General features: G+C 53.7%; 16 protein-coding genes and 1 pseudogene. 12 read left to right on the forward strand and 5 right to left on the reverse strand.

What is annotated here, in order from left to right; all coding sequences use genetic code 11:
- Positions 1 to 1,731: 1,731 nt before the first annotated feature.
- The 3 genes from O71_RS15400 to O71_RS15410 all read left to right on the forward strand — a co-directional run bounded on the left by O71_RS15400 (position 1,732) and on the right by O71_RS15410 (position 5,159).
- Positions 1,732 to 3,759 (forward strand): hypothetical protein, encoded by a 2,028-nt coding sequence (locus tag O71_RS15400; protein ID WP_192811693.1) that lies wholly within the window; start codon positions 1,732 to 1,734, stop codon positions 3,757 to 3,759.
- Complete coding sequence (locus O71_RS15405) at positions 3,740 to 4,144, forward strand: hypothetical protein (RefSeq protein WP_040574399.1); 405 nt, start codon at positions 3,740 to 3,742, stop codon at positions 4,142 to 4,144. Before O71_RS15400 ends, O71_RS15405 begins: the two co-directional genes overlap by 20 nt.
- A gap of 199 nt (positions 4,145 to 4,343) precedes the next feature.
- The gene (locus O71_RS15410; protein ID WP_155800947.1) at positions 4,344 to 5,159 is read left to right on the forward strand and encodes a hypothetical protein; all 816 of its coding nucleotides are present in this window, start codon (positions 4,344 to 4,346) and stop codon (positions 5,157 to 5,159) included.
- A gap of 64 nt (positions 5,160 to 5,223) precedes the next feature.
- On the opposite strand, the gene O71_RS27415 is transcribed toward O71_RS15410, so the two are convergent.
- On the reverse strand, positions 5,224 to 6,015 hold the full coding sequence (locus tag O71_RS27415; protein WP_369750962.1) for an SRPBCC family protein: 792 nt from the start codon (positions 6,013 to 6,015) through the stop codon (positions 5,224 to 5,226).
- Here O71_RS27415 and O71_RS27420 point away from each other — a divergent pair.
- The 7 genes from O71_RS27420 (at position 5,927) to O71_RS15435 (ending at position 12,689) form a co-directional block, all read left to right on the forward strand.
- A complete protein-coding gene (locus O71_RS27420; RefSeq protein ID WP_369750961.1) occupies positions 5,927 to 6,112 on the forward strand; it encodes a hypothetical protein in 186 nt (61 codons plus the stop codon). The two genes, O71_RS27415 and O71_RS27420, sit on opposite strands and share 89 nt — an antisense overlap.
- A gap of 213 nt (positions 6,113 to 6,325) precedes the next feature.
- Positions 6,326 to 7,513 carry a serine hydrolase gene (locus tag O71_RS15420; RefSeq protein ID WP_007658478.1) on the forward strand — a complete coding sequence of 396 codons (1,188 nt, stop codon included), beginning with the start codon at positions 6,326 to 6,328 and terminating at the stop codon, positions 7,511 to 7,513.
- 433 nt (positions 7,514 to 7,946) lie between these two features.
- Complete coding sequence (locus O71_RS24700) at positions 7,947 to 8,582, forward strand: transglycosylase domain-containing protein (RefSeq protein WP_007658480.1); 636 nt, start codon at positions 7,947 to 7,949, stop codon at positions 8,580 to 8,582.
- Positions 8,488 to 10,749: a carboxypeptidase gene (locus tag O71_RS15425; RefSeq protein WP_202800234.1), complete on the forward strand. Its 2,262-nt coding sequence runs from the start codon at positions 8,488 to 8,490 to the stop codon at positions 10,747 to 10,749. Before O71_RS24700 ends, O71_RS15425 begins: the two co-directional genes overlap by 95 nt.
- A gap of 88 nt (positions 10,750 to 10,837) precedes the next feature.
- Positions 10,838 to 11,173 carry a ferric reductase-like transmembrane domain-containing protein gene (locus O71_RS23395; protein ID WP_007658482.1) on the forward strand — a complete coding sequence of 112 codons (336 nt, stop codon included), beginning with the start codon at positions 10,838 to 10,840 and terminating at the stop codon, positions 11,171 to 11,173.
- Between the two features lie 34 nt (positions 11,174 to 11,207).
- Positions 11,208 to 12,164, forward strand: coding sequence for a hypothetical protein (locus tag O71_RS15430; RefSeq protein WP_007658483.1), 957 nt, complete (start codon positions 11,208 to 11,210; stop codon positions 12,162 to 12,164).
- A 156-nt stretch (positions 12,165 to 12,320) separates the two neighbouring features.
- Entirely contained in the window at positions 12,321 to 12,689 is a 369-nt protein-coding gene (locus O71_RS15435; RefSeq protein ID WP_007658485.1) for an STAS/SEC14 domain-containing protein, read from the forward strand.
- A 38-nt stretch (positions 12,690 to 12,727) separates the two neighbouring features.
- On the opposite strand, the gene O71_RS15440 is transcribed toward O71_RS15435, so the two are convergent.
- Entirely contained in the window at positions 12,728 to 13,282 is a 555-nt protein-coding gene (locus tag O71_RS15440; RefSeq protein WP_007658487.1) for a 3'-5' exonuclease, read from the reverse strand.
- Positions 13,283 to 13,436: 154 nt separating this feature from the next.
- Here O71_RS15440 and O71_RS15445 point away from each other — a divergent pair, with 154 nt between their 5' ends.
- The gene (locus O71_RS15445) at positions 13,437 to 15,752 is read left to right on the forward strand and encodes a GH92 family glycosyl hydrolase (protein WP_040574401.1); all 2,316 of its coding nucleotides are present in this window, start codon (positions 13,437 to 13,439) and stop codon (positions 15,750 to 15,752) included.
- A 142-nt stretch (positions 15,753 to 15,894) separates the two neighbouring features.
- Here O71_RS15445 and O71_RS15450 read toward each other — a convergent pair whose 3' ends face one another.
- Together O71_RS15450 and O71_RS15455 are read right to left on the reverse strand one after the other, a co-directional pair.
- Positions 15,895 to 17,319, reverse strand: coding sequence for a sugar MFS transporter (locus tag O71_RS15450; protein ID WP_007658491.1), 1,425 nt, complete (start codon positions 17,317 to 17,319; stop codon positions 15,895 to 15,897).
- Between the two features lie 27 nt (positions 17,320 to 17,346).
- Positions 17,347 to 19,667 (reverse strand): annotated as a pseudogene (locus O71_RS15455) (GH92 family glycosyl hydrolase).
- 391 nt (positions 19,668 to 20,058) lie between these two features.
- Here O71_RS15455 and arr point away from each other — a divergent pair.
- Complete coding sequence (gene arr / locus O71_RS15460; RefSeq protein ID WP_007658497.1) at positions 20,059 to 20,490, forward strand: NAD(+)--rifampin ADP-ribosyltransferase; 432 nt, start codon at positions 20,059 to 20,061, stop codon at positions 20,488 to 20,490.
- A gap of 11 nt (positions 20,491 to 20,501) precedes the next feature.
- On the opposite strand, the gene pbpC is transcribed toward arr, so the two are convergent.
- Positions 20,502 to 22,850, reverse strand: coding sequence for a penicillin-binding protein 1C (gene pbpC / locus O71_RS15465; RefSeq protein WP_007658499.1), 2,349 nt, complete (start codon positions 22,848 to 22,850; stop codon positions 20,502 to 20,504).
- Positions 22,851 to 22,878 lie beyond the last annotated feature (28 nt).

Raw genomic sequence — 22,878 nt, forward strand, 5'->3', positions numbered from 1 at the left:
TAATTTATCTAATATAACATTAAAATTTGTTTTTAATTAACATGTTTTAAATACTGTTTCATAGTGCATTATGAAATCATACTATTACACCTTCTTTCTGTTACTGACATCATATACCGAACCTCCCACCCCCCAAAAAAAACATCCCAAACCCCTTCCTCCCGTAAAACAAGGCAGTGGCATGATAGCATGCCTTGCACCTATTCCCCGAACTACAACGATTTATGTCAGAACCAGCTAGGCCTAGCAGGAGCAGAAATGCCTTTAAAATTGCGAGCATCGTGCTTTTGAGTCTGGCTGGTTTGCTCCTGTTGGCGCTGTTTGTTGTCTTCCTTTTTGCCGAGCCGCTGGTGGAGCGCTATCTCAAAAAACAGGTAGCCGAGCAAACCGATGGGCTTTACCAACTCCAACTCGACGAACTGGATCTGAGCCTGCGCAACTGGGGAGCCACCCTGCACGGCCTGCATCTATACCCCGACACCGCCGTGCACCGGCAGCAAAAGGAGAAGGGTCAGGCCAGCCCCAGTCTGTTCGAGGTGCAAAGTCCGAAGCTGGAAATTACAGGCATCAACCTCCGGGCCCTCATCTTCAACGACCGCCTGGCCATAGGCAAGGTGGCGGCAGAGCGACCCACGATCACGCACCTGCACGATGCGTCTGTCGCGAAGGAAAGTGCTCAGGACTCCAGAGGGGGAGGTGGTCTGGAAGAGGTGCGCATCCGGGAGATCGATCTGCAGGAGGCCAGTTACCGCTACCAGCTGTTGGGGGAGCAGGGGAGGCCGCAACACGACATTCCGCAACTGTCGCTGCAGGTGCAGGAGCTGCAACTGGACCTGCAGGCACAAGGCGATATCAGCCGGATGTTTCAGGCTGATGGCCTTGACCTCGACATCCGGCGCTATACCTACCAGGCACCCGATAGCGTGTATACCATCCGGGTTGGGCGCTTTACCTACGCTTCGGGGGAGCAGGAGCTGAAAGCACAGCACATTGACGTGCAACCAAACCTGCAGGCCAATGCGGCGCTCCCTCAGGATCAGGCCCATCGCACGCTCTACCGCTTCAGCTCGCCGCTCTTCGCTATACAGGGTTTGGATGTAGCCTCGGCCTGGGAAAAAAAGGACCTGCAGCTCGATCAGCTGCTGCTGGAGCGCGGCAGTCTGCAGCTACACGAGATACCGAACGTGCCCGATACCGAAGAAAGCCCCAGTCTGGAAGAGCAGTACGCCCAGCTGTCGCCATACCTGCGTGCGCTGGGTATAAAGGAGCTGCGCCTGAAAGATGGCAGCTTTTCCTACCATCAGGGAGCAGACACGGCGCAGGCCATTCACCGACTGGCCGAGGCCAATCTGCACCTGGAAGACCTGCAGCTCGATTCCCTCACGCTCTTTGCTCCCAAAGAAAAAGCCTTTGCAGAAGCGCTCAGTATCAGCACCGGCCGCTATACCTTCCAGCCTGTGCAGAGCCCCTATACCTTGCAGGCGGGCGGGCTGCAGCTCTCCACCCGCGACCAGCTGCTTGAGGCTAAGGCTCTGCACCTGGCCGGCGACTGGAGCAAAAACGACAGGCTGAAAAGTCAGAACCTGGCGAAGCACACGCTATACGACGTCCGGCTACCGCAGCTGCGATTCGAGGAAATGGATTTGCTGGAGTCCATCCGCGCCGTCCCGGCTAACGATCGGCAGCATAGCGGCGGAGCAGCCGGTGATCGATGTGCGCACCGACCGGCGTGTGCCGAAGTCAGACGGAGGCCCCGACCTGCAGGAGTTGTACCGGCAGGTATCAAGTATGGTGAGCAGCCTGGAAGTAGGGGAGATCAGCATCCGCGATATCGCCCTCACGCAGCACAGCAAGAACAGAAACATACAGCGCCTGCAGCAGCTGGAGCATGCCTCCTTGCTGGCCACGGGCCTGGAGCTGGATTCCGCCTTTGTTTTCGATCCGGAGCATGTGATCCCCCTGCAGGACCTGGTGCTGACGGCCCGGAACTACCGCTACCGGATGCCCGACAACACATATACCTTTACCCTGGGCGGACTCCGCTACTCCACCCGCCGGCAGGAGTTCCTGGCCCGGTCGCTGGATGTAAACTCGAGTGAGCAGGCCAACGAACAGCAGAAGCAGTTCAACAACGCCAGCCGCAAGCTCGTCGACCTGTCGGCGCATTCGCTGCAGATCACCGGACTCGATCTGATCCGGTCGTTGAACTCGGGGCGGCTGGAGGCGGACCGGCTCGTGCTTCGGCAGCCGGATATTGCCATGCTGCTCGATCGGCAGGTGTCGGAGTCGTCCGGCTCAGGTCAGCAGCAGGGCGGGAAGGCGCTTTTTGAAATGGTCGAACTGATTTCGGTGAACACCATCCGGCTCGAAGATGGCTCCTTTACCTTCAGCGAAAAACTCAGGCCCGTGATGCGCACCCATCTGCTGGAGCACGCCAACGTTACGGTGTCCGGCTTTGAGCTCAACCCCGAGAGCTTTGCCAACCTCAACGACACCCTCCCGATGGAGGAACTGACCCTGGAGGCCACGGACTATACCTACCGCTCCACCGACAGCCTGTATACCATCCGCCTCGACAGTCTGCATTACTCCAGCAGGCAGCAGGAGCTGGTTGCCCGCACCCTGGAGGTAAGCGCAGACAGGGAGATGAACGAGCGCCTGAAAGTCTCAGAACCGGACCTGGCCAGCCACAACCTGATCAACATCTCCGCCAAAAGGTCTCGCATAACAGGCTTTGATCTGATACACGCCTACGCCACGGGGCAGTACCACATGGACAGGCTGCTGCTCGCCGGTCCGGAAGTAACCATCCTGCAGGACCATCGTGTGCCTGCCCTCAAGAGCATCAGGATGGTAGAGGAGGACACAGCCTCAGATAATGGCGCCATGGAGCAGGTAGAGGAACTGGTCTCGACCCTGCGGGTGGGGCGGATTGATGTGAAGGACGGTGCCTTTGACTTTGCAATAATCGGGAGCGATACCATCAGCACCAGCCATACCCTGGCCCATGTGGGGTTAGGTATAGACGGGCTCCGGCTGGTGTCGCTCGAGGAGAACGACCCCCTGAATATCTTTGATGTGGACGACATCGAGGTGCTGATCCGGGGCTATACCTTTCAACTGCCCGACAGCCTGTACAGACTGGAGATAAAAGAAGTGGCGGCTTCGCTGCAGAATCGTTCCATGCGTATCGACAGCTTTCGCCTGCGGCCGCTTTTCAGTAAAGAGGAGTACGCCGATATTTTTGAATTCGCCCAGGACCGGGTGGACATGGAGGTGCCCCGGGTAGAGCTGGTGAACGTCAGTTTGCGGAGCCTGTTCAACAACCAGGACCTGGTCGCACAGAAAATGCTGATCCGGGAACCGACTGTGGAGATTTACCGCGACAACAGCATCGGCCTCAACCCGGACCGCAAGCCTCCGACCCTGCAACAAATGCTGCGCAATGCTGAGCGGGATGCAGACCTGTATCTAAAGCTGGATACTATTCTGGTTGATAACATGCGCCTGGTACACCCGGTTATCTCCATCAACGGTGATAAGCCGGGGGTGCTTCTGCTCGAGGACTCGCACCTGGAGCTGTTCAACGTCACGAACGACACGACGCTTATCCGCCAGAACAACATCATCACCGCCGATGTGCGGACTCAGTTTATGGGCGCCAGCACCCTGCAGGGCGCTACCATTTTGAGATGGACCACCCCGAAGACCGCTATACCTACGAGGCACGCTCGACCCGATGGACTTCACGGCTTTTAACCCTTTGTTTGAGAACATGATGTTTCTCCGGATCAGCAGCGGGCAGATTGGCAAAGCCACTTTTTCGATCGAGTCGACGGCAACAGCCTCCACGGGGCAGGTGCATTTCCCGTACAGCGACCTGAAGATACAGCTCCTGAACAAAGACGATCCGGAGAACCCCGGCCTGCTGTTACGGGTCGGTAACCGGCTCATCAATGCTTTGATCGTAAAGTCCAACAATCCCTCCACGCTGGGCAAATTCAGAGAAGGGGAAGTGGAAGAGGAGCGCGATAGGCAGCGGGCAGTTACCCATCACATGGGCCAGTCCCTGCTCGATGGGGTAACCACCAGCCTGATGGTCGGCTGGGTGGAGCGCATTGTGTCGATATTCGTGGATTTGTAAAATAATAGCTGCCTGCATTAACTGGCATCTGTACACCACTGCGTCCACTCCCGAACAATTGCCGTCCATTGCCGGACACCAGCGCCTCCTTCTCCTGCTTTCACCATCACTTTTCATTCTTTCACACCAAATATTAGCCAATGCTAATTTTTGGCATATATCTTGTCAGCGGTATTTTATATATGTCACAAATAAAACTATGAAAAGTTCTAGCGTAAAACACCATTTATTCTTGCTGTTGGCCGGATTTGGATTTTCCCTGCTAACGCTCACTTCCTGCGAACATGAGGACGTTCTGCCTGCTGCGCCAGCCAAGCCTTCGACAGGCACGCCAACCACTACACCTCCCACCACTACGCCGCCTGTCACAGCGAATAGCCTGTTGCAGCAATTTGACACGCAGCGCTATAAGTATGATGCGCAAAACAGGTTGATCGAGTTAAGCTTCACAAACCAGGGGGACATAGGCTATACCGTAGCTTATGAAAATGATAAACCCGTTAGACTGAACTACAGGAATGGTAATCATCTGTTGTATACCTATGCAGGTGAAAAGGTAGTGGAGGCTGTGCAGTACACCCCAGACAACAAGGTTGTTTTTCGCTTCCTGTTTGAGTACAGCGGGGACAAGCTTGTAAAAGAAACGACCCTGACTTACCTGTCAAATGAGAAAGGACACCTGAGCATAAAAGATTATGTGTACGATGCGAACAGCAATCTAACGGAGATCGTGATCACCTGGTCGCCGAGCAATAGCCCGGATGATATGCGTGGTCCGGGAGTTGTGAAGTTTGGCAACTATGACAATAAGATAAATCCTGTGCCTTATGCGAATATGTTCTTTTACTTGCCAGACGTAAAACTGCACAGAAACAATCCGGGTTTCAGAGACCCGGGCATCAATAAGACACTGTATACCTACACCTACCATGCCTCAGGTATGCCGGTGAAACGCTCGACCCAGATACAGGATTATCCGGAGTTGCCTCCAGCCGTAGAAGAGTATTCCTATTAGCCCAAACCTCAAGCTATGAATGAAAAGAGCCGCCTTTCTGATTGAAAGAGCGGCTCTTTTGCTTCTAAGATTCGGTTTCGCACATTTCCTTTATTTTCTGCAGGGCTTTGGGCCAGGTTTCGGCAAAGTAGGCTTCATACTCCTGGTTTGTATCCACGTCGACGGCCAGCACTGTCTCGCCCTCCGCCTCGGTAAAGGTATAGTTCTCCAATGCCCCGGCCCAACCAGCAACCTCCGGACCGCTGGTGATCTCGTTGCCGTTCTGCACCAGGCCCAGGTGCTCGATGCTGATAAACTGGTTCGGTATGTTTTCTTTTATCCGGCTCACCATGCCGCCAACTTTGCCGTCTTCGTCTATACCCAAAAACAGTATTTTGGCGCCTTTTTCCCAGGAGCCTTTGTAGTGTGAGGTCGGGTGAAACACAGCAGTCCAGGCTTTGTACTGCTCCGGGTCGAGCATGGTGCGGTATACCTTGTCGGCGGGCGTCGCTATGCTGATGTCGTAGTGCAGGGTAACAGGTTTTGAAGATTCCTCTACATACTTTTTGAAGTTGTCCAGAATGGCCTGCCAGCCCGTCTGCTGCATTTCTGCCGAGTGGCTGGGGTCTGCTTCAAACGATTCCGTGACACGAGTTTCTTCGCCTTCGGACTCAAACCGGATCTCTACTTTGCGGCCGTCCTCCAGGGTATAGGCAATGCGCTTGTGCTCCTGTACATCGGTGTAAGTGCCGTTGAAGTCGAAGCCCATGCTGCCGTCTTTGGCTTCCATGCGCGAACTGAACTTGCCGCCTACCTGGAGATCGTTTTCTGCCCGTGGGGTATGCCAGTCTTCGGAGGCATTGTTCCACCTGGTGATGTGCTGGGGCTCCGTCCAGAACTGCCATACTTTTTCGACCGGCGCCTGTATGCTGGCACCGATCGTGATGGGCTTGTTTTTGCTGTGTTTTCCATAGTAATGCGTTTATTTAAAGATGATTATGTTTTGATGTGTGCAAGTAAGCGCTCGTATGAAATTACATATAAATTCGTTTGAGCGTATTACTTCTTTATCAACTTTTAATTAAAACAAAGGCAATTGAATGCAACAAGCAGAAGCGGGGGTAAACTATTGTTATTCAAAGCTTTTTAGCGTAATTAAAGTATTCTGCAGCTACGCTATACCTACTATGATAAAAGTCTACTCCATTATTATCTTCCTGGCCATACTCAACTTTTCGGTGCAGGCTCAGACCATCATCCGGCTCGACGGAAGCAAGACCTCTGCAAAAGCCCTGGACCAGCAGATACAGCAGTTGATGCAGGCCGCTGACGCGCATGGGCTGGCGTTGACTGTCTTTAACAAGCAGCAGCCCGTTTTTAAAAAGACCTTTGGCTACAAACGCCTTGACACCAAAGCGCCCATCCGCGGCAGCACCAACTTTTATGGGGCTTCCCTGAGCAAAGCGGTGTTTGCAGTTCTGGTGATGAAGCTGGTAGAGGAGGGAACGCTCGATTTGGACAAGCCGCTGCAGGAGTATCTGCCAAAACCCATCTATACCTATACACCACAGAGCAAGTGGCACGACAACTTCAGCGACCTGAAAGAGGATACGCTCTACCAGCGCATTACGGCCCGCATGTGCCTGGCACATACATCCGGATTCCCGAACTGGCGCTGGTTTGAAGAAGATAAAAAGCTGCGGGTAAAGTTTGTGCCCGGCACCAGGTACAGCTACTCCGGCGAAGGGCTGGTATACCTGCAGGTGGTGCTCGAAAAGATGACCGGCAAAACCCTCGAAACGCTGATGCAGGAAAAGATTTTCCGGCCATTGGGTATGAAAAACTCTTCCTATACCTGGCAACCGGCCTTTGAGCAGGATTATGTGCTGGGCCACAAAACAGACGGAAGCCTCTACGAAAAAGACAAAGACAACGAAGCCCGATCGGCCAGCACCCTCGAAACCACCCTCGACGACTATACCTTGTTTCTGGGAGCAGTGCTGCAAAACAAACTGCTGCAGCCCGCTACTACCCGTGAAATGTTCAGTCCCCAGATCCGTATCCGGTCTGCGGCGCAATTTGGTCCGCTCAGCCAGCGTGAGACCACCGCCAACGATGACATTGAACTGAGCTACGGACTGGGCTGGGGGCTACTGACTTCACCTCATGGCCGGGGTGCCTTCAAGGAAGGGCACGGCGACGGATTTCAGCACTATTCGATCATTTTCCAGGAGCAGGGCACCGGCATTCTTATCCTCAGCAACAGCGACAATGCCGAGAGCATTTTCAAGGAACTGCTCGAGATCACGATCGGCGATACCTATACCCCCTGGGAGTGGGAAAACTACATCCCGTACGATCAGGTGAAAGAGTAGGTGGTGCGCTGCTCATTCGGTATGATCAATGCCGAGCGGAACGCCGCCTAAATTTAAAGTCACTTTTAACACAAAATAAACGTACAAAGACTACCAGATTTTTTTCGAACAAAAACACTTTGGTGATGGTAGTCAGCAATTACCGTCCCACCCACACGGCCAGTAGAGAGAATAAAAAGCGTGGGACCATCCTCAAATGGATGCTCTTTGGCACCACACTCATCATAATTGGAGTTGTCGTCGCGGCCGTGCTTTATGAAACCCGTACATCCCGTTTGCAGTCGCGCGAATTAGCGCGCTATGCCGCCACATTGACCTATCAGGTGGAGCCTGGCCGGAGCGATGCGATCGTATACCCCAAACCCGGTCCATTTGACAAACGCCTCGGCTACGCCCATTTGCCCCAGCTGCTCGACCGGCAGAAGAGCGGGGAATGGAGGTAGTGCAGCAGGCCCGCTTTTCAGATGCCTTGATGCAGTATACCTCCCGGGGCTACTTTGCGCCTTATGCCGAAAAGACACAAGCCGGCCTGCGCATCGTCGATTTCCAGGGCAGACCGGTGTACGACTTCAAATACCCGCGCCGCCTGTACGCCAGCTACGAGGCCATCCCTTCCCTGATCACCTCATCGCTTTTATTTATTGAGAACAGGGAGCTGTTGAATCCTGAAAAGCCTTACATGAACCCGGCGGTGGACTGGCTGCGCTTTACAAAAGCTGGTCTGCACCTGGCGGCCAGCCGTGTGGGGCTGGAGTACCAGACCATGGGAGCCAGTACACTGGCCACACAGCTCGAAAAATTCCGGCACTCCCCGGCGGGCATCACGGTGAGTCCGCGTGCCAAGCTGCGGCAGATGGTGTCGGCCAGCGTGCGTGCCTACCAGTCCGGCCCCGAAACCATGCCCGCCCGGCAGGCCCTGGTACTGTCGTACCTGAACAACCTGCCGCGTCTACGGGGCGCCGGGCTACGGCGAAGTGCACGGGCTGGGAGACGGACTGTGGGTGTGGTTTGGAAGCGATCCGGAGAAAGTGAACCGTCTGCTGAGTTTACCGTCGGCAGCGGGCGATAGCCTGCAGGCCCAGGGGCAGGCGCTGCGGCAGGTACTGTCGTTGTTCATTGCCCAGCGCCGCCCTGCCTACTACCTGAACGAAGGCGGACGCCAGGCGCTGAACGAGCTCACCAGCAGTTACCTTCGGCTGCTCGCTGACAACGGCCACATCAGCACCCAGCTGCGGGACGCAGGTCTGTCACAGGATGTCGCCTTCCGGGATTTCAGCGCAGAGCCGATCACGGTGCCGACCGAAACAAACAAAGGCTCGCTGATGGTGCGTACCCACCTGGCAGGTATGCTGGGCAAAACGCTCTACGACCTTGACCGCATGGATGTAGGTGCCACGACCACACTGGAGCACGCCTTGCAGGGAGAGGTGAGCACTTACCTGCAGCGCCTGAGCGATCCTGCTTATGCCAGGAGCGTGGGGCTGTATGGTGAGCGTCTGCTGAGTCCCAAACAAGCAGCTGAGATCAGGTATAGTTTTACCCTGTATGAACGCAGTCCGCAGGGCAACCTGGTGCGCGTACAAACCGACAACACCGACCAGCCGCTTGACCTGAACGAAGGCAGCAAACTGGAACTGGGCTCCACGGCCAAGCTTCGGATGCTCGTCACATACCTTGATATGATTGAAGCGCTGCATACCCGCTACGCCGGGGAGTCGGCAGGGGAATTGCGCCGTGCGCTGGCAGCTTCGCAGGACAACCTGAGTCGCTGGGTGTTGCGCTACCTGCTGCAGGCCAAAGACAAAAGCCTGGCCGCCACCCTCGATGCCGCCATGGAGCGCCGCTATTCGGCCAGTCCGCATGAGCGCTTCTTCACTGGTGGTGGCATGCATACCTTCCACAACTTCAGCGATACCGACAATGGCCGCAACCCCACCGTGCGGGAAGCCTTCCTCAAATCCATCAACCTGCCCTTTGTCAGGCTGACGCGGGACGTGGTGCGGCACAGCATACAGCAGCAGACGGGAGGCAGCGGCAGCCTGCTCGGCAACGATGCCGACCCGCGCCGCCGGGAGTATCTGACCCGATTTGCCAATCGGGAAGGGGAAACCTACCTGCTTCGCTATTGGCACAAGTATAAGGGTAAAACGGAAGAAGAGCGTTTTGAAACACTGCTTAACGGTATGCGCCTCAACTCCGTCCGGCTTGCTACGGTGCACCGCTTCTTTTACCCGGATACTGACTCCATCAGCTTCACCCGTATGATGCGCGAGCGACTGCCATGGGAAAAGAAGCTCAAAAACAAGCGCATCATGGAGCTCTACCACCAGTTCGGACCGGAGGCTTTTGACCTGAACGACCAGGGCTATATTTCGCGGGTGCATCCGCTGGAACTGTGGCTCCTGCAATACCTGCAGCAGCACCCGGAAGCTAATTGGCCGGAAGTGGCGGAGGCGAGTATGGACACCCGGCAGGAGGTATACAAATGGCTTTTCCGCTCCCGCCACAAGAGCGCCCGCGACTCCCGCATCCGCACCATGCTCGAACTCGATGCTTTTGCCGACCTGCAGCAGCGCTGGCAGAAACTGGGCTATCCGTTTCAGCAACTCGTGCCTTCCCTGGCGACGGCCCTCGGCTCTTCCGGCGACCGCCCCGAAGCGCTGGCCGAGCTGATGGGCATCATCCTGAACGATGGCGTGCGCCACCGCACCCGCCGCATCGAGGAACTGCACTTCGCCCGACAGACACCTTACGAAACCGGCCTGAAATGGCAGGAGGGAGAAGGGGAGCAGGTGCTGGCGCCGGAAGTAGCTGCGCTCGTGCGGGAAACTTTGCTGGACGTGGTGGATACCGGCACTGCCCGTCGCTTGCAGGGCGGTATACCGGGTACGGATGGTAACAAACTTCAGCTCGGCGGCAAAACCGGCACCGGCGACAACCGGGTGGTGACCATGAGCAAAAGAGGGCAGCGGCTGTCTTCCCGCAGCGTCAACCGCACAGCCACTTTTGTGTTTTTCATCGGCGACAATCACTTCGGTACACTGACCGCTTTTGTGCCTGGCCGTGAGGCGGCAGGTTTTCATTTCACCTCTTCGCTGCCGGTGCAGGTGCTCCGGGGAATGGCCCCGATCCTGGCGCCCTATCTGGAGCAAAGCAACAGCATAGAGCAGCCTACTCCTCCGGATTCCGTTTTTCTGTCGACCAATATACCTGAAATTCAGTATACTGTACATTAGGCTTTAAACGATGAATCGTCCGGTTCCTAAGCCCTGGCATTGTGTACAGGGCTTGACATGTATAGCCGGGCAGGATAATGAACAAGAGATGAGATATTCTTACCGGAGAGGTTTTTCCTGGCTGTTTCTATTCACCCTACTTGCCCTGGTGCCGCTGGGCCTTGCACTGGTGGGGCCTATACCTGCCGCCCGTGATTTCTGGACAGAACTGGGAGTAGCCCTGGGTTTTATAGCACTCGCCATTTTCGGTTTGCAATTCCTGTTCTCCGGCCGCTTTCGTTGGGTCGCGCCTACCTTCGGTATGGACAACATCGTGCACTTTCACCGCAAAATGGGACTGGTCGCTTTCTTTTTCATCCTGGCGCATCCCGTCATCCTGATCCTGAACAACACAGAATTTCTTTCTTACTTCGACTGGCGTTAACCTGCTGCGGGCCATTGCGCTCTCCTACGTTTCGGTGGCGCTGATCGGCATTACCGTCACGAGCATCTGGCGGCTGGCTTTCAAACTGAGCTACGAGAAGTGGCGGCTGCTCCACGGTTTTCTGGCACTCTCGATCGTGTTTGTGGGGGTGGTGCACTCCATACAGGTGTCGCATTACCTGGACCCGCTCTGGAAAAAGATCACACTGGCCCTGCTGATGGGCGCCTGCATGTACCTGGTGCTGCACACCCGCCTTGTCAGGCCCTGGCTCAACCGCAAAAAGCCATACCGGGTGACAGAGGTGAAAGACGAACGCGACGAGTGCTGGACGCTCACCCTCCAACCTGAGTCAGGGGAAAAGATGCAGTTCAGGCCCGGGCAGTTTGCCTGGATCTCCGTAAACGAAAGTCCCTTTACCTTGCAGCAGCATCCCTTCTCCTTTGCCTCCAGCGCAAGAGACAGCACGATCAGCTTCACGGCCAAGGAGTCAGGCGATTTCACCTCCACTTTCAAAGACATACCCAAGGGCGCACAGGTATACCTGGAAGGTCCATTCGGTTCGTTCACCCCGGAGCCGGACAGTCACCTCTTCCTGGTGATGGGCGGCATCGGCATCACCCCTGGCATGAGCATGCTGCGCACCATGCGCGACGACAAGGATCCCCGCAAAGCCATCCTGCTTTATGCCAGTAAGAAGTGGAAAGACGTAACCTTTCGGGAGGAGCTCACCGAGATCAGCAAAGAGATCGACCTGCGCATCATTCATGTGATAGAAGATGTGCCTGACGAAGAGGATTTGCCCGAGGACATCGATGGGGAAGGTGGCCGGATAGATGAAGAGATGCTGGCCAAATACCTGCCCGACAAGCCGGAAACTTTCATGTACTTTATCTGTGGTCCGGGTCCCTTGATGGATGTGGTTGAGATCGGGCTGCACAACCTGGGCGTAGACTGGCGGCGCATCTATTCGGAGCGTTTCGAAATCGTGTAATCAAACTGAAAGCCGATGCAAGACAAATACAAAAAACTACTTTACAAGATCATCAGCCGACTGGGCGAACTGGTAGGGCTTGTGCTGCTACTGGCAGCTTTGTTGTTTGCCGCCCGGGCGTGGTGAAAGATTTGTTCAACTTACAACAAAAGCAAGATGATAAAGAAAATAGACATTGGCCACGACCAGGTACTGGCCTTCCGGGTGGAAGGAGAAGTGGACGTGCAGGATATGAAAGCCTCGCAGAAAGTCATCAAACCGGAACTGGAGTCGGCGGCTCCTTTCAACCTATACCTGGAAATGGCCGCTACGGAAGGAGTGGAGCCTGCCGCTGTACAGGAGCGGGTTAGCTTTATCTTATCTAACTTCAGCGACGTGCTGGATAAGGTGAAGAAGATTGCACTTGTCACAGACAAAGACTGGCTGCAGCACCTGATGTCCGGCGTGTTTAGGATGGTGCCTTCTATCGAGCAGCGATCCTTTTCATTTGAGGAAAAGGAAGCGGCCCGCCGGTGGGTCGCTTAGTCAGGAACCTGTTGCAGAACTGTAGCTTTTGTTACGGCTTAGACGCGGGCGATCTTGCAACCCATACGCACATCAAACTCCTCTTCGGAGCTTGTGCCTGTCAGAGCGAGCGCCTTCAGCGATAACCTGGCACAGGCATCAGCATCGGAGGCAGCCCGGTGGTGCAGAAAATCAATGCGGTGCATGTTGCAGAGTGTTTTGAGGTCATACTTGTGCATGCCCTTCCAGATGTTCTTCGAGAATTTGAGGCTGCAGGTATAGCGGGCCTCCGGAAGTGGTATACCATAGGTCGCCAGCGTTTTGCGGAGCACGCTCATATCAAAACTGGCATTGTGGGCGATCAGCAGCTGCCCTTCCAGGTAAGGCTTTAACTCCGGCCACAACTCAGCGAAATCAGGCTGGTCTTTCACATCAGCAGGCCGGATGCCATGCACGGCTATATTAAACGAGCTGAAGTGAGGGTAATACAATGGCTTGATCAGCCAGGACCGTGTTTCAACGATTTCCCTTTCCCGCACCACGGTTATACCTATCTCACAAGGGCTGTCACGCTGTGGTGTGGCCGTTTCGAAATCAAGGGCGACAAAATTCATAGGATAGGGTGTCTAAATGCAGGGAATACCAATCAGTCAGGGCGCAATTTAGTCATTTTGCCGCGAAAACTTCTGAATGCTTGTGGTGACAGGTTGAAATAAGCTTTAACTTTAAGCTATCCTTAAAACCGATTCTCCACAAACAACTCGCCTTATGAGAAGTATCGCCCTATCAGTTTTATTGCTTATACCTTGCCTGACTTTTGCTCAAAAGAAGGCTGTGCCTGACCTGGTAAAGTACGTCAACCCCATGATCGGTACCGCCAAGATGGGCCATACCTATCCGGGTGCCACCGTGCCCTTTGGCATGGTGCAGCTGAGTCCGGATACCGACACCATCCCTTACGAGGTGAACGGCAAGTACAACAAGGACGTGTACAAGTACTGCGCCGGCTACCAGTACGACGACAAAACGATTGTCGGCTTCAGTCATACGCACTTCAGCGGCACCGGCCACTCCGACCTGGGCGACTTCCTGATCGCACCGACCACCGGCAAACTGCAGCTGAACCCCGGGACAGCTGACAAACCCGAAAGCGGTTACCGCTCTGCTTTTTCACATCAGAATGAAGTGGCAGAACCGGCCTACTACAAAGTAAAGCTCGACGACCACAATATCCTGGCAGAGCTCACAGCCAGTAACCGCGTGGGCATGCACCAGTATACCTTCCCGAAGTCAGACGAGGCGCATATCATCCTGGACCTGATGTCGGGCATCTACAACTACAACGGCAAAACCACCTGGACTTTTGTGCGCGTCGAGAACGACACGCTGATCACAGGTTACCGCCAGACCAATGGCTGGGCCCGCACCCGCACGGTATACTTTGCCATGTCCTTTAGCAAGCCTTTCCACCAATATGGCAACCAGGATTACTCGGAGGCACAGGCATACAAAGGCTTCTGGCGCAAGTTCGACCAGACCAAAAACTTTCCGGAGTTCGCAGGTAAAAAGCTGCGTGCCTACTTCGATTTTAAAACAGAGGAAGGAGAGAAGATCAAGATCAAATTTGCCTTGTCGCCGGTAAGTACCGAGGGGGCTTTGGCTAACATGAAAGCCGAAATTCCGCACTGGGACTTTGAGCAGGTGAAGCGCGAAGGGCAGGCCGCCTGGAACAAAGAACTGGGCAAAGTGGTGGTAGATGCCGGCAAAGATGACCTCGTGAATTTCTATACCGCCATGTACCATTCCTTCCTTGGCCCGACCACTTACATGGATGTGGACGGCAGATATAGAGGGCTGGACATGAACGTGCACCAGGCAGACGGTTTTACCAATTATACCAGCTTCTCGCTCTGGGATACCTATCGTGCCTTGCACCCGCTCTTCAACATCCTGCAGCCGGCCCGCAACAACGACATGATCAAATCCATGCTGGCGCACTACGACCAGAGCGTGCACAAGATGTTGCCGGTGTGGTCGCACTATGCGAACGAAAACTGGTGCATGATTGGCTACCATTCTGTGCCCGTGATCGCCGATGCGGTCATGAAAGGGAACGGAAACTTTGATGCAAACCGCGCCCTGGATGCCTGTGTGCAGACCGCCCGCACCCGTTACTACGATGGGCTGGGGTACTACATGGACATGGGCTATGTGCCGGAGGATAAGAACGGTTCGTCTGTATCGAAAACGCTGGAGTATGCCTACGACGACTGGTGCATTGCGCAGATGGCGAAAAAGCTGAACCGGCAGGACATCTACGAGGAGTTCAGCAAGCGTGCCCAGAACTACAAGAACGTATATGATGCCAAATCCGGCTTTATGCGTCCGAAACTGAGCGACGGTACCTGGAAGAAAGAGTTTGACCCGCTGGACACGCACGGACAGGGCTTCATCGAAGGCAACTCCTGGAACTATAGCCTGTATGTGCCGCACGATCCGGCACAAATGATCGCGATGATGGGAGGGAAGACCCGCTTTGCCCAGCACCTGGATTCGCTCTTCACCATGGAACTGCCGGATAAGTATTTCGAGAACACAGAAGACATTTCCAGAGAAGGCATCATCGGGAACTACGTGCACGGCAACGAACCCTCGCACCACGTGCCTTTCCTTTACAACTGGACTGATCAGCCCTGGAAAACTCAGGAGCGCACCCGCATGGTACTCAAGGCCATGTACAAACCGACAGTAGACGGCCTGGGCGGTAACGACGACTTCGGGCAGATGAGCGCCTGGTACATCTTCAGCGCCCTGGGCTTCTACCCGGTAGCGCCAGGCTCTGATCAGTATGCCATTACCAGCCCGGCTGTGAAATCAGCCACAATCAACCTGGAGAATGGCAGGACCTTTTCGATTGACGTGAAAGGCCAGAGTGACAAGAATGTGTATGTGCAGAAAATGGAGCTGAACGGGAAGCAGCTTCAGCGCACTTACCTGACGCATGATGAGATCATGAAGGGTGGGAAGATTACGTTCTACCTGGGAAGCAGGCCGAATAAGAAGCTTTTTGCTATGGCGCCGTGATCAGGTGAAGGTATAGCCTCACATAAGAAAGCCTCTCCTGATTGGGAGAGGCTTTCTTGTTTTGTAAATTGAGTAGATTTATGATACTACCCTCGCTCGTGGGACGCGAGTGAGGGAGGAGTGATGAAATATTCCGGCCTCTTTATACCCTAGCTTCCTTCACCTTATACCCCACAAAGCCATAATACACGATGTAGGCATAGCAGAGCATCGGGATGATAAAGGAGAGTTGCAGGTCACCACTCAGGTCGGCGAACAGACCCTGCAGCGGCGGCACGATGGCACCGCCCACGATGGCCATAACCAGGAGCGAAGAGCCCTGGCTGGTATGGCGGCCGAGCCCTTTGATGGCCAGGTCAAAGATCGTTGGGAACATGATGGAGTTGAACAAGCCAATGGCGATGATCGCCCACATAGCGAGGGAGCCTTCAGCCATTACGCCAATCAGTAATAGCCCAATCACGGCCATGGCAAACAGGCCCACGGTGCGGTTAGGTATAAAGCGGGCCAACAGCAACACCACCACGTTCAGTGCGATCAGACCCAATATGATCAATGCCTGGTTGAGGTCATAAAGGACGTATACCGTTAGGAAAGTAACCAGTGCTATAAGTGCAATCACAGCAAATTTGCCCGTGCGCTTAAAGGTGCTTAGTGCTACAGCACCGAAAAAGCGACCGATCATGGCGCCACCCCAATAGAAAGCCAGGTAATGCTTCGCCTCCGACTCTGACAATCCTGTGATCTGCGGAAGTTTGATGTAGTTGATCAAGGCACTGCCGATACTTACCTCACCACCCACATACATGAAAATACAAACGATACCCAGTACCAGGTGCGGATACTTCGTGGCCCCAGCACCCCGTTCAATTTTACCGCCTCCTTCCAAACGCGGCAGCTTCGCCACTTTAATCAGAACGGCCAGTAACAACAGCAAAGCAGCAAGACCCAGGTAAGGCAATTTCACAGAATCAGCCGTATCGATCTCAGCAGATGCCACCTGGTCGAAGATCAGGTAACCCCCGATGATAGGCGCGATCGTGGTGCCGAAGGAGTTGAGCGCCTGCGACAGATTCATGCGGCTGGAAGATGTTTCAGGCGAACCCAGAATAGCTACATAAGGATTTGCTGTGATCTGCAGCACTGTAATGCCGGATGCCAGCACAAACAAAGCCATCAGGAAGAAGCCGTAACTGTGAAAAACAGCCGCCGGGTAAAACAGGGTACAGCCCAGCGCCGCTACGATCAAACCAATGATGATACCATTTTTATATCCGATCTTCTGGATAGGGTCACCTTTGCTGACTGAAAGCAGGAAGTAGAGAAACGAAACGATAAAATAGGCCCCAAAGAAGGCCGTCTGTATCAGCATGGCCTGCCAGAGCTGCAGCGTGAACACCTCCTGCAGTTTAGGTATAAGGATGTCATTCATGCAGGTGATGAAGCCCCACATAAAGAATAGGAGGGTTACGACAATCAGCGGCGAGGTATAGTTCTTATAGTCCCGCGAAGACTCTTTTGGCTGAGAAGCTACTTCTTCAGTTGCAATAGGCGTGATGGATGGCATTAGAGGATAGGTTAGTATGAATAAGGTTTATTTCAGGTGCTGTGTTGCAGTATGGTCGTTGGTGAAAGAATAAGGCGCTGCACTTTCCTGTGTGCCGCGACTCGTGTCAGGCTTAGCGCCCATCTCAAATTTAAGTTTACCGCCCTTCAGTATGTCTTCATGGGAGATCCAATTCTGCTCGTGCTTTTTTCCGTTGAGGGTGGCTTTCTGCAAATACAGATTTTCCCTGCTGTTAGACGGTGCTTCGATCACGAACGTTTTTGCCATTTTTCGAGTTTTATCGTTGTTTTTTTGAATAGCGGCGCACCGATCACATACTGGTTTACGGCTGGGGTAACCGGGTAGAAGCCCATGGCTGAGAAAACATACCAGGCAGAGGTCTGTCCGTTGTCTTCATCGCCGCAATAGCCGTCGGGGGTGGGTTGATACATACGGTTCATGGTCTCGCGTACCCAGTATTGCGACTTCCAGGGCGCTCCGGCATAGTTATACAGGTAGATCATGTGCTGGATAGGCTGATTGCCATGGGCATACTGGCCCATGTTAGCGATCTGCATTTCGCGTATTTCGTGGATCACACTGCCATAGTAACTCTCGTCGTAGACGGGTGGCAGCGTGAACACCGAATCCAGCTTGGCTACAAAGTTTTGCCGGCCACCCATCAGGTCAATCAGCCCCTGCACGTCATGGAACACGGACCAGCTGTAGTGCCAACTGTTGCCCTCGGTAAAGGCATCGCCCCACTTAAAGGGGTTGAAGGGTGACTGAAACGTGCCGTTCCTGTTTTTGCCGCGCATCAAGCCTGTGGTAGGGTCGTACAGATTCCGGTAGTTCTGGCTGCGCTTCGCATAGAGGTTGATTTCTTCCTGTGGCCTGTTGAGCGCTTTGGCGAGTTGATAGATGGCAAAGTCATCGTAGGCATACTCCAGGGTACGGGCCGCATTCTCGTTTATCTTGACATCGTAAGGCACATAGCCGAGTTTGTTGTAGTATGGTGCACCGGCGCGACCGATGGCCGTGATCGGTCCCTCGTTGTTGGCACCGTGCAGAAGCGCTTCGTACAGTTTATCAATGTCATAGCCACGCAGGCCTTTCATATAAGCATCAGCTACCACAGAAGCCGAGTTATTGCCGATCATGATGTTGGCATATCCCGGACTGGACCACTCCGGTAACCAGCCGCCTTCTTTGTAGTCGTTTACTAAACCAGCCTGCATCTCTTTGTTGATGCTCGGATAAGCCAGGTTCAGGAAAGGGTAGAGCGCCCGGAAAGTGTCCCAGAAACCAGTGCCGGCGAAGCGAAAGCCAGGGTATACCTTGCCGTCATAAGGACTGTAGTGTACTGGGTTGCCGCTGGCATCGAGTTCGTACATTTTATGGGGGAAGAACAAGGTGCGGTAGAGGCAACTGTAGAAAGTGCGCATCTGCTCATCCGTACCACCCTCTACCGTGATGCGGCTCATAGCTTCGTTCCAGAGTGATTTGGCTTTCTGCTTCGTTGCTTCAAAATTATCCTGAGCGAGCTCACGCTTCAGGTTCAGTTCCGCCTGCTCCAGACTGATAAAGGAGGAAGCAACCCGCAGGTTCACCTGCTCGCCTTTCACTGTTTTGAACCCGACAATAGCACCCGCATGATCGGCGCTCATCTCCAGTTTGTCTTTCACCAGTGTCGAGTCGTGCCAAGTATAGGCTATGGTAAAAGGCTTGTCAGCATAGATGACAAAGTGGTTCTTGAAATCGACCGGGTTGCTGCGGGCATTTTTGGTGGTATAGCCCACAATTCTGTTTTCGCCAGGTATAACTTTTACAAAGGAGCCTTTGTCAAGCGCATCGATCACGATAAAGGAGCTGTCTGATTTGGGGTAGGTGATGCGGAACTGGGCAGCACGCTCCGTAGGCGTAAACTCTGTAGTCACGTCGTGGTCTGCCAGGTATACGCTATAATAGTAGGGCTTGGCCACCTCCGATTTGTGAGAGAACCAGCTGGCCCGGGCATCCTGATCGAAGCGCAATTTGCCTGTCACGGGCATGATCACAAACTGGCCGTAGTCGTTCATCCAGGGCGAAGGCTGGTGCGTCTGCTTAAAGCCCCGGATCTTGTCGGCATCATAGGTATAGGCCCAACCGTTTCCCATTTTACCGGTTTGTGGCGTCCACAGGTTCATGCCCCAGGGTACAGCCACGGCTGGGTAGGTGTTGCCATTCGACAGGCTCACTTTGGAGTCGGTGCCCATGAGCGGATTGGCCAGCTCTTCAGGCTCAAACTTCTGCTTCTTTTGTTGCGCCAGTAGCGTAAAAGGTGTGCAAAGCAGGGTAACCAGGGCAATGCAGCGTAATTGTTTTTTCATAAAGATGCGATGCTGGTTTAGTAGCCAGTTAGTTGCCTGAAACAAAACACAGGCTGTGCTTTCAGCTGGTAATTGATCAAGACTCCCAATATAGTAAAATATAGAATGCGTGTTGGTGCTAATAGAGTAGCTTATTACAGTATAAGGCAGGCTTTTTTATGATGTGTTATCAGGAAGAAATGAAGGGATAGAGAGAGTTGGACGGCCTATGGCGAAATCCGGCCTTCCCAGATTTTAATAGCTGATAATTTTCTTATATTAGATTAATGTAAAGAGAAGCTAATAGGCCGTAAAAGCCTGTATACTTACCGCAGTTGGCGGGCTTATACATGTATTTTCTAACGTAGACCAATCATATTTTGTGAGAAGCAATTACAAAGAATAATTGAAGATGAAATCAGTAAACAGTGAGGAAATGGAGAATCAGGGTTCAGTACTATTCTACCATGGCACGAAGGCTAACCTAAAGCCTGGAGATTTGATTGAGCCCGGCTTCAATTCAAATTACGGGAAGCGGAAGAAAGCGGCTTATGTCTATCTGACTGCCACCATGGACGCCGCTATTTGGGGAGCTGAACTTGCTCAGGGGGAAGGCCGGGGCAGGATTTATACAGTAGAGCCAACCGGTACGATAGAAGATGACCCCAATCTGACGGATAAGAAATACCCCGGCAATCCGACAAAATCTTACCGCACCCGGAGTCCGCTTCGGGTAACCGGAGAAGTGACGAACTGGCAGGGGCATCCCGCGGAGCAACTAAAAGCGATGAAAGACCACCTCGAGCAGCTAAAGCAACAAGGTATAGAAGCCATTGAAGATTGATTTGCTGCGGCCTATAGAAACTTCACGGTAATATAACTATCCGTGTTCCTTCCCTGGTCATCGGTGCAGGAGATCTTATACCTGCCGGCCTTTTTCGGCTCAAAAAACACTTTTTCGTTGGCGGCTGTGGCTTTGAGAAACTTGTCGTTGATGTACCAGTATACCTGCTTCACCTCGTTGTGGGCATTGCTATGCAGCATCAGTTGCTGACGTTCTTCCTGTTCCATGAAGTACTCCATACCAGCAGCCGGAGAAGTAATAATGGGAGCATACTCCTTAAAAATGCGGCTGCAACTGGGGTTGTGCGCCGGAATTGGCGTATAGGGAATCCGCTCTGCATCAAAAAAGGTAAGCAGTTCCGGAGCATGGTTCGGGTATAGCTGCTGCACAAATCCTGTCGCTGGCTGGCAGCTGGTGCAATAGCTGTGCTTTTTGTCCTCAGAAACAGCAATGCGTTTCAGGTGGCTGCACTTCCGGGTAGAGGAGATGCCGGGGATGAACGTATCCAGCACCTGGTTTCGGCAGAAACTGTTGGCCGGGCTGCCGCTTTCGGCACACACCGCTCTTAAACCAATGCCCTTTGGTTGCTGAAACCACCCGGCGGTGGAGTTGTAGTCGATGCTGTTAAAGATGTCGAAAAGCAGGGGAGTGGCTGAGTCGGTGCCATTGAGTTCGGGCACCCCTTCGCCGGAGAAATTGCCTACCCACACGCCCACCGTGTACTTCTTGTTGTAGCCGATGCTCCAGGCATCCTTGCGCCCATAGGAGGTGCCGGTTTTCCAGGCGATCTTGGGCAGGTTCGGACTGTTGTGCGCATTGTGCGGCAGGTCAGGACGGGTGAGTTGTGTCAGAATCTGATTCGTCATGTAAGCAGCTCCCGGCGATAATAGTTGAGTTTCCTGTTCTGTTGTGTCTTCCTGTAACCATCTGATGTGGCTATACCTGCCCTGGTTTGCAAAAGCGGAATAGAGTAAAGTCAGCTCTTCCAGTTTCACATCACACCCTCCCAAGATCAGAGACAGACCCAGTTGGTTGCCCTTGCGTTTCATCTCCGAAAACTCCGCCTGCTTCAGTTTCTGCACAAAGGTATAGACGCCCAACTGGTCGAGCACTTTCACCGCCGGCACATTGAGCGAAGTAGCCAGGGCATGCGCTATGGTCACATTGCCATTGTAGTTGCCAAAATAGTTCTGCGGACGGTACCCGGCATAATCTACAGGTACATCGGTAATCATGGTTTTAGGTGTAAGCAGACCTTTGTCGAAAGCCGCAGCGTAGAGGAATGGCTTTAAGGTACTGCCAGGGGAGCGGACTGCTCTTACTCCGTCCACCTGCCCGTGGTGCGCAAAGTCATTGAAATCAGCTGATCCCAGGTAGGCTTCAACAGCCCGGGTCTGGTTGTTGATCACCAGCACGGCTGCATTGTGGATGTTCTGGTAGCGCAGCCGCTGCATGTAGTTATATGCCAGTTGCTCCACCTTTTCCTGTACCTGTCGGTTAAGCGTGGTTTTGACGATCGGGTGGTTTTTATACCTGCGGAACATACGGTAGGCGAAGTGCGGGGCCACCTTGGGAGCCTGTTGCCTGCGAGCTTCCAGCGGCTCCAGCAAAGCATCCTCAATTTCCGGTGCCGGGAAAGCCCCTTGCTCCTGGTAGAAGCGCAACCACTTGTTCCGGAACTCCACGATCCGCTCATTCTGCTCCCCAATGCGCAGCGAAGAGGGTTTGTTAGGTATAACCGTCAGCGTGACCGCCTGCGCCAGACTCAACTGCCTGGGTGACTGCTGAAAATAAAGCACAGAGGCTGCCTTTACGCCTTCAATATTTCCACCAAATGGCACCAGATCCAGGTAAAGCTGCAGGATTTCGTCTTTGCTGTAATACCACTCCAGCTGCAGTGCCCGAAACATCTCGTACAGCTTGTTGGCATAGGTACGCTTTTGCGGGTAAAGCAGCCGTGCCACCTGCATGGTAATGGTAGAGGCGCCTGAGGTTTTTTTGTTTTGCAGCAGGTTATTGGCAAAGGCTCTGCTAATGGCAAAGGGGTTGACGCCGGGGTGATAGTAAAAATACCTATCCTCCTTCAGCAGCACCGCCTTTTTCAGGACCGGGTTGATCTCGTCCGGCTCCAGCTGCATACGCCACTTATCATCCCGGCTCAGAAAAGCATTGATTACACTGCCATCCGAAGCGGTGATCACAGGGGAATAGGATATGTTTACTTTGAGGGGGTAGAGGTGGTTGAGAAGGGCAAAGGTCAGGCAAAGCAGCAACACAAGGTGTAGCGTATACCGGAGCCAGGGCTTGCTGTAAGTGAGCAGCCGTCGGGGTAGGGTATAGGTTATGTTTTGTGTTGACATTTAGGTTAGTACTGGTTTTCAATTCATG

It is taken from the genome of Pontibacter sp. BAB1700, from assembly GCF_000277005.1.
Taxonomy (GTDB): Bacteria; Bacteroidota; Bacteroidia; order Cytophagales; family Hymenobacteraceae; genus Pontibacter; species Pontibacter lucknowensis.

What these genes read in the sequence shown, in the direction of transcription:
- O71_RS15405 (WP_040574399.1), top strand. Translation starts at nt 3,740, where the DNA reads ATGGACTTCACGGCTTTTAACCCTTTGTTTGAGAACATGATGTTTCTC.
- O71_RS15410 (WP_155800947.1), top strand. Translation starts at nt 4,344, where the DNA reads ATGAAAAGTTCTAGCGTAAAACACCATTTATTCTTGCTGTTGGCCGGA.
- O71_RS27420 (WP_369750961.1), top strand. Translation starts at nt 5,927, where the DNA reads ATGCGCGAACTGAACTTGCCGCCTACCTGGAGATCGTTTTCTGCCCGT.
- O71_RS15420 (WP_007658478.1), top strand. Translation starts at nt 6,326, where the DNA reads ATGATAAAAGTCTACTCCATTATTATCTTCCTGGCCATACTCAACTTT.
- O71_RS24700 (WP_007658480.1), top strand. Translation starts at nt 7,947, where the DNA reads ATGGAGGTAGTGCAGCAGGCCCGCTTTTCAGATGCCTTGATGCAGTAT.
- O71_RS23395 (WP_007658482.1), top strand. Translation starts at nt 10,838, where the DNA reads ATGAGATATTCTTACCGGAGAGGTTTTTCCTGGCTGTTTCTATTCACC.
- O71_RS15435 (WP_007658485.1), top strand. Translation starts at nt 12,321, where the DNA reads ATGATAAAGAAAATAGACATTGGCCACGACCAGGTACTGGCCTTCCGG.
- O71_RS15440 (WP_007658487.1), bottom strand. Translation starts at nt 13,282, where the DNA reads ATGAATTTTGTCGCCCTTGATTTCGAAACGGCCACACCACAGCGTGAC.
- O71_RS15445 (WP_040574401.1), top strand. Translation starts at nt 13,437, where the DNA reads ATGAGAAGTATCGCCCTATCAGTTTTATTGCTTATACCTTGCCTGACT.
- O71_RS15450 (WP_007658491.1), bottom strand. Translation starts at nt 17,319, where the DNA reads ATGCCATCCATCACGCCTATTGCAACTGAAGAAGTAGCTTCTCAGCCA.
- arr (WP_007658497.1), top strand. Translation starts at nt 20,059, where the DNA reads ATGAAATCAGTAAACAGTGAGGAAATGGAGAATCAGGGTTCAGTACTA.
- pbpC (WP_007658499.1), bottom strand. Translation starts at nt 22,850, where the DNA reads ATGTCAACACAAAACATAACCTATACCCTACCCCGACGGCTGCTCACT.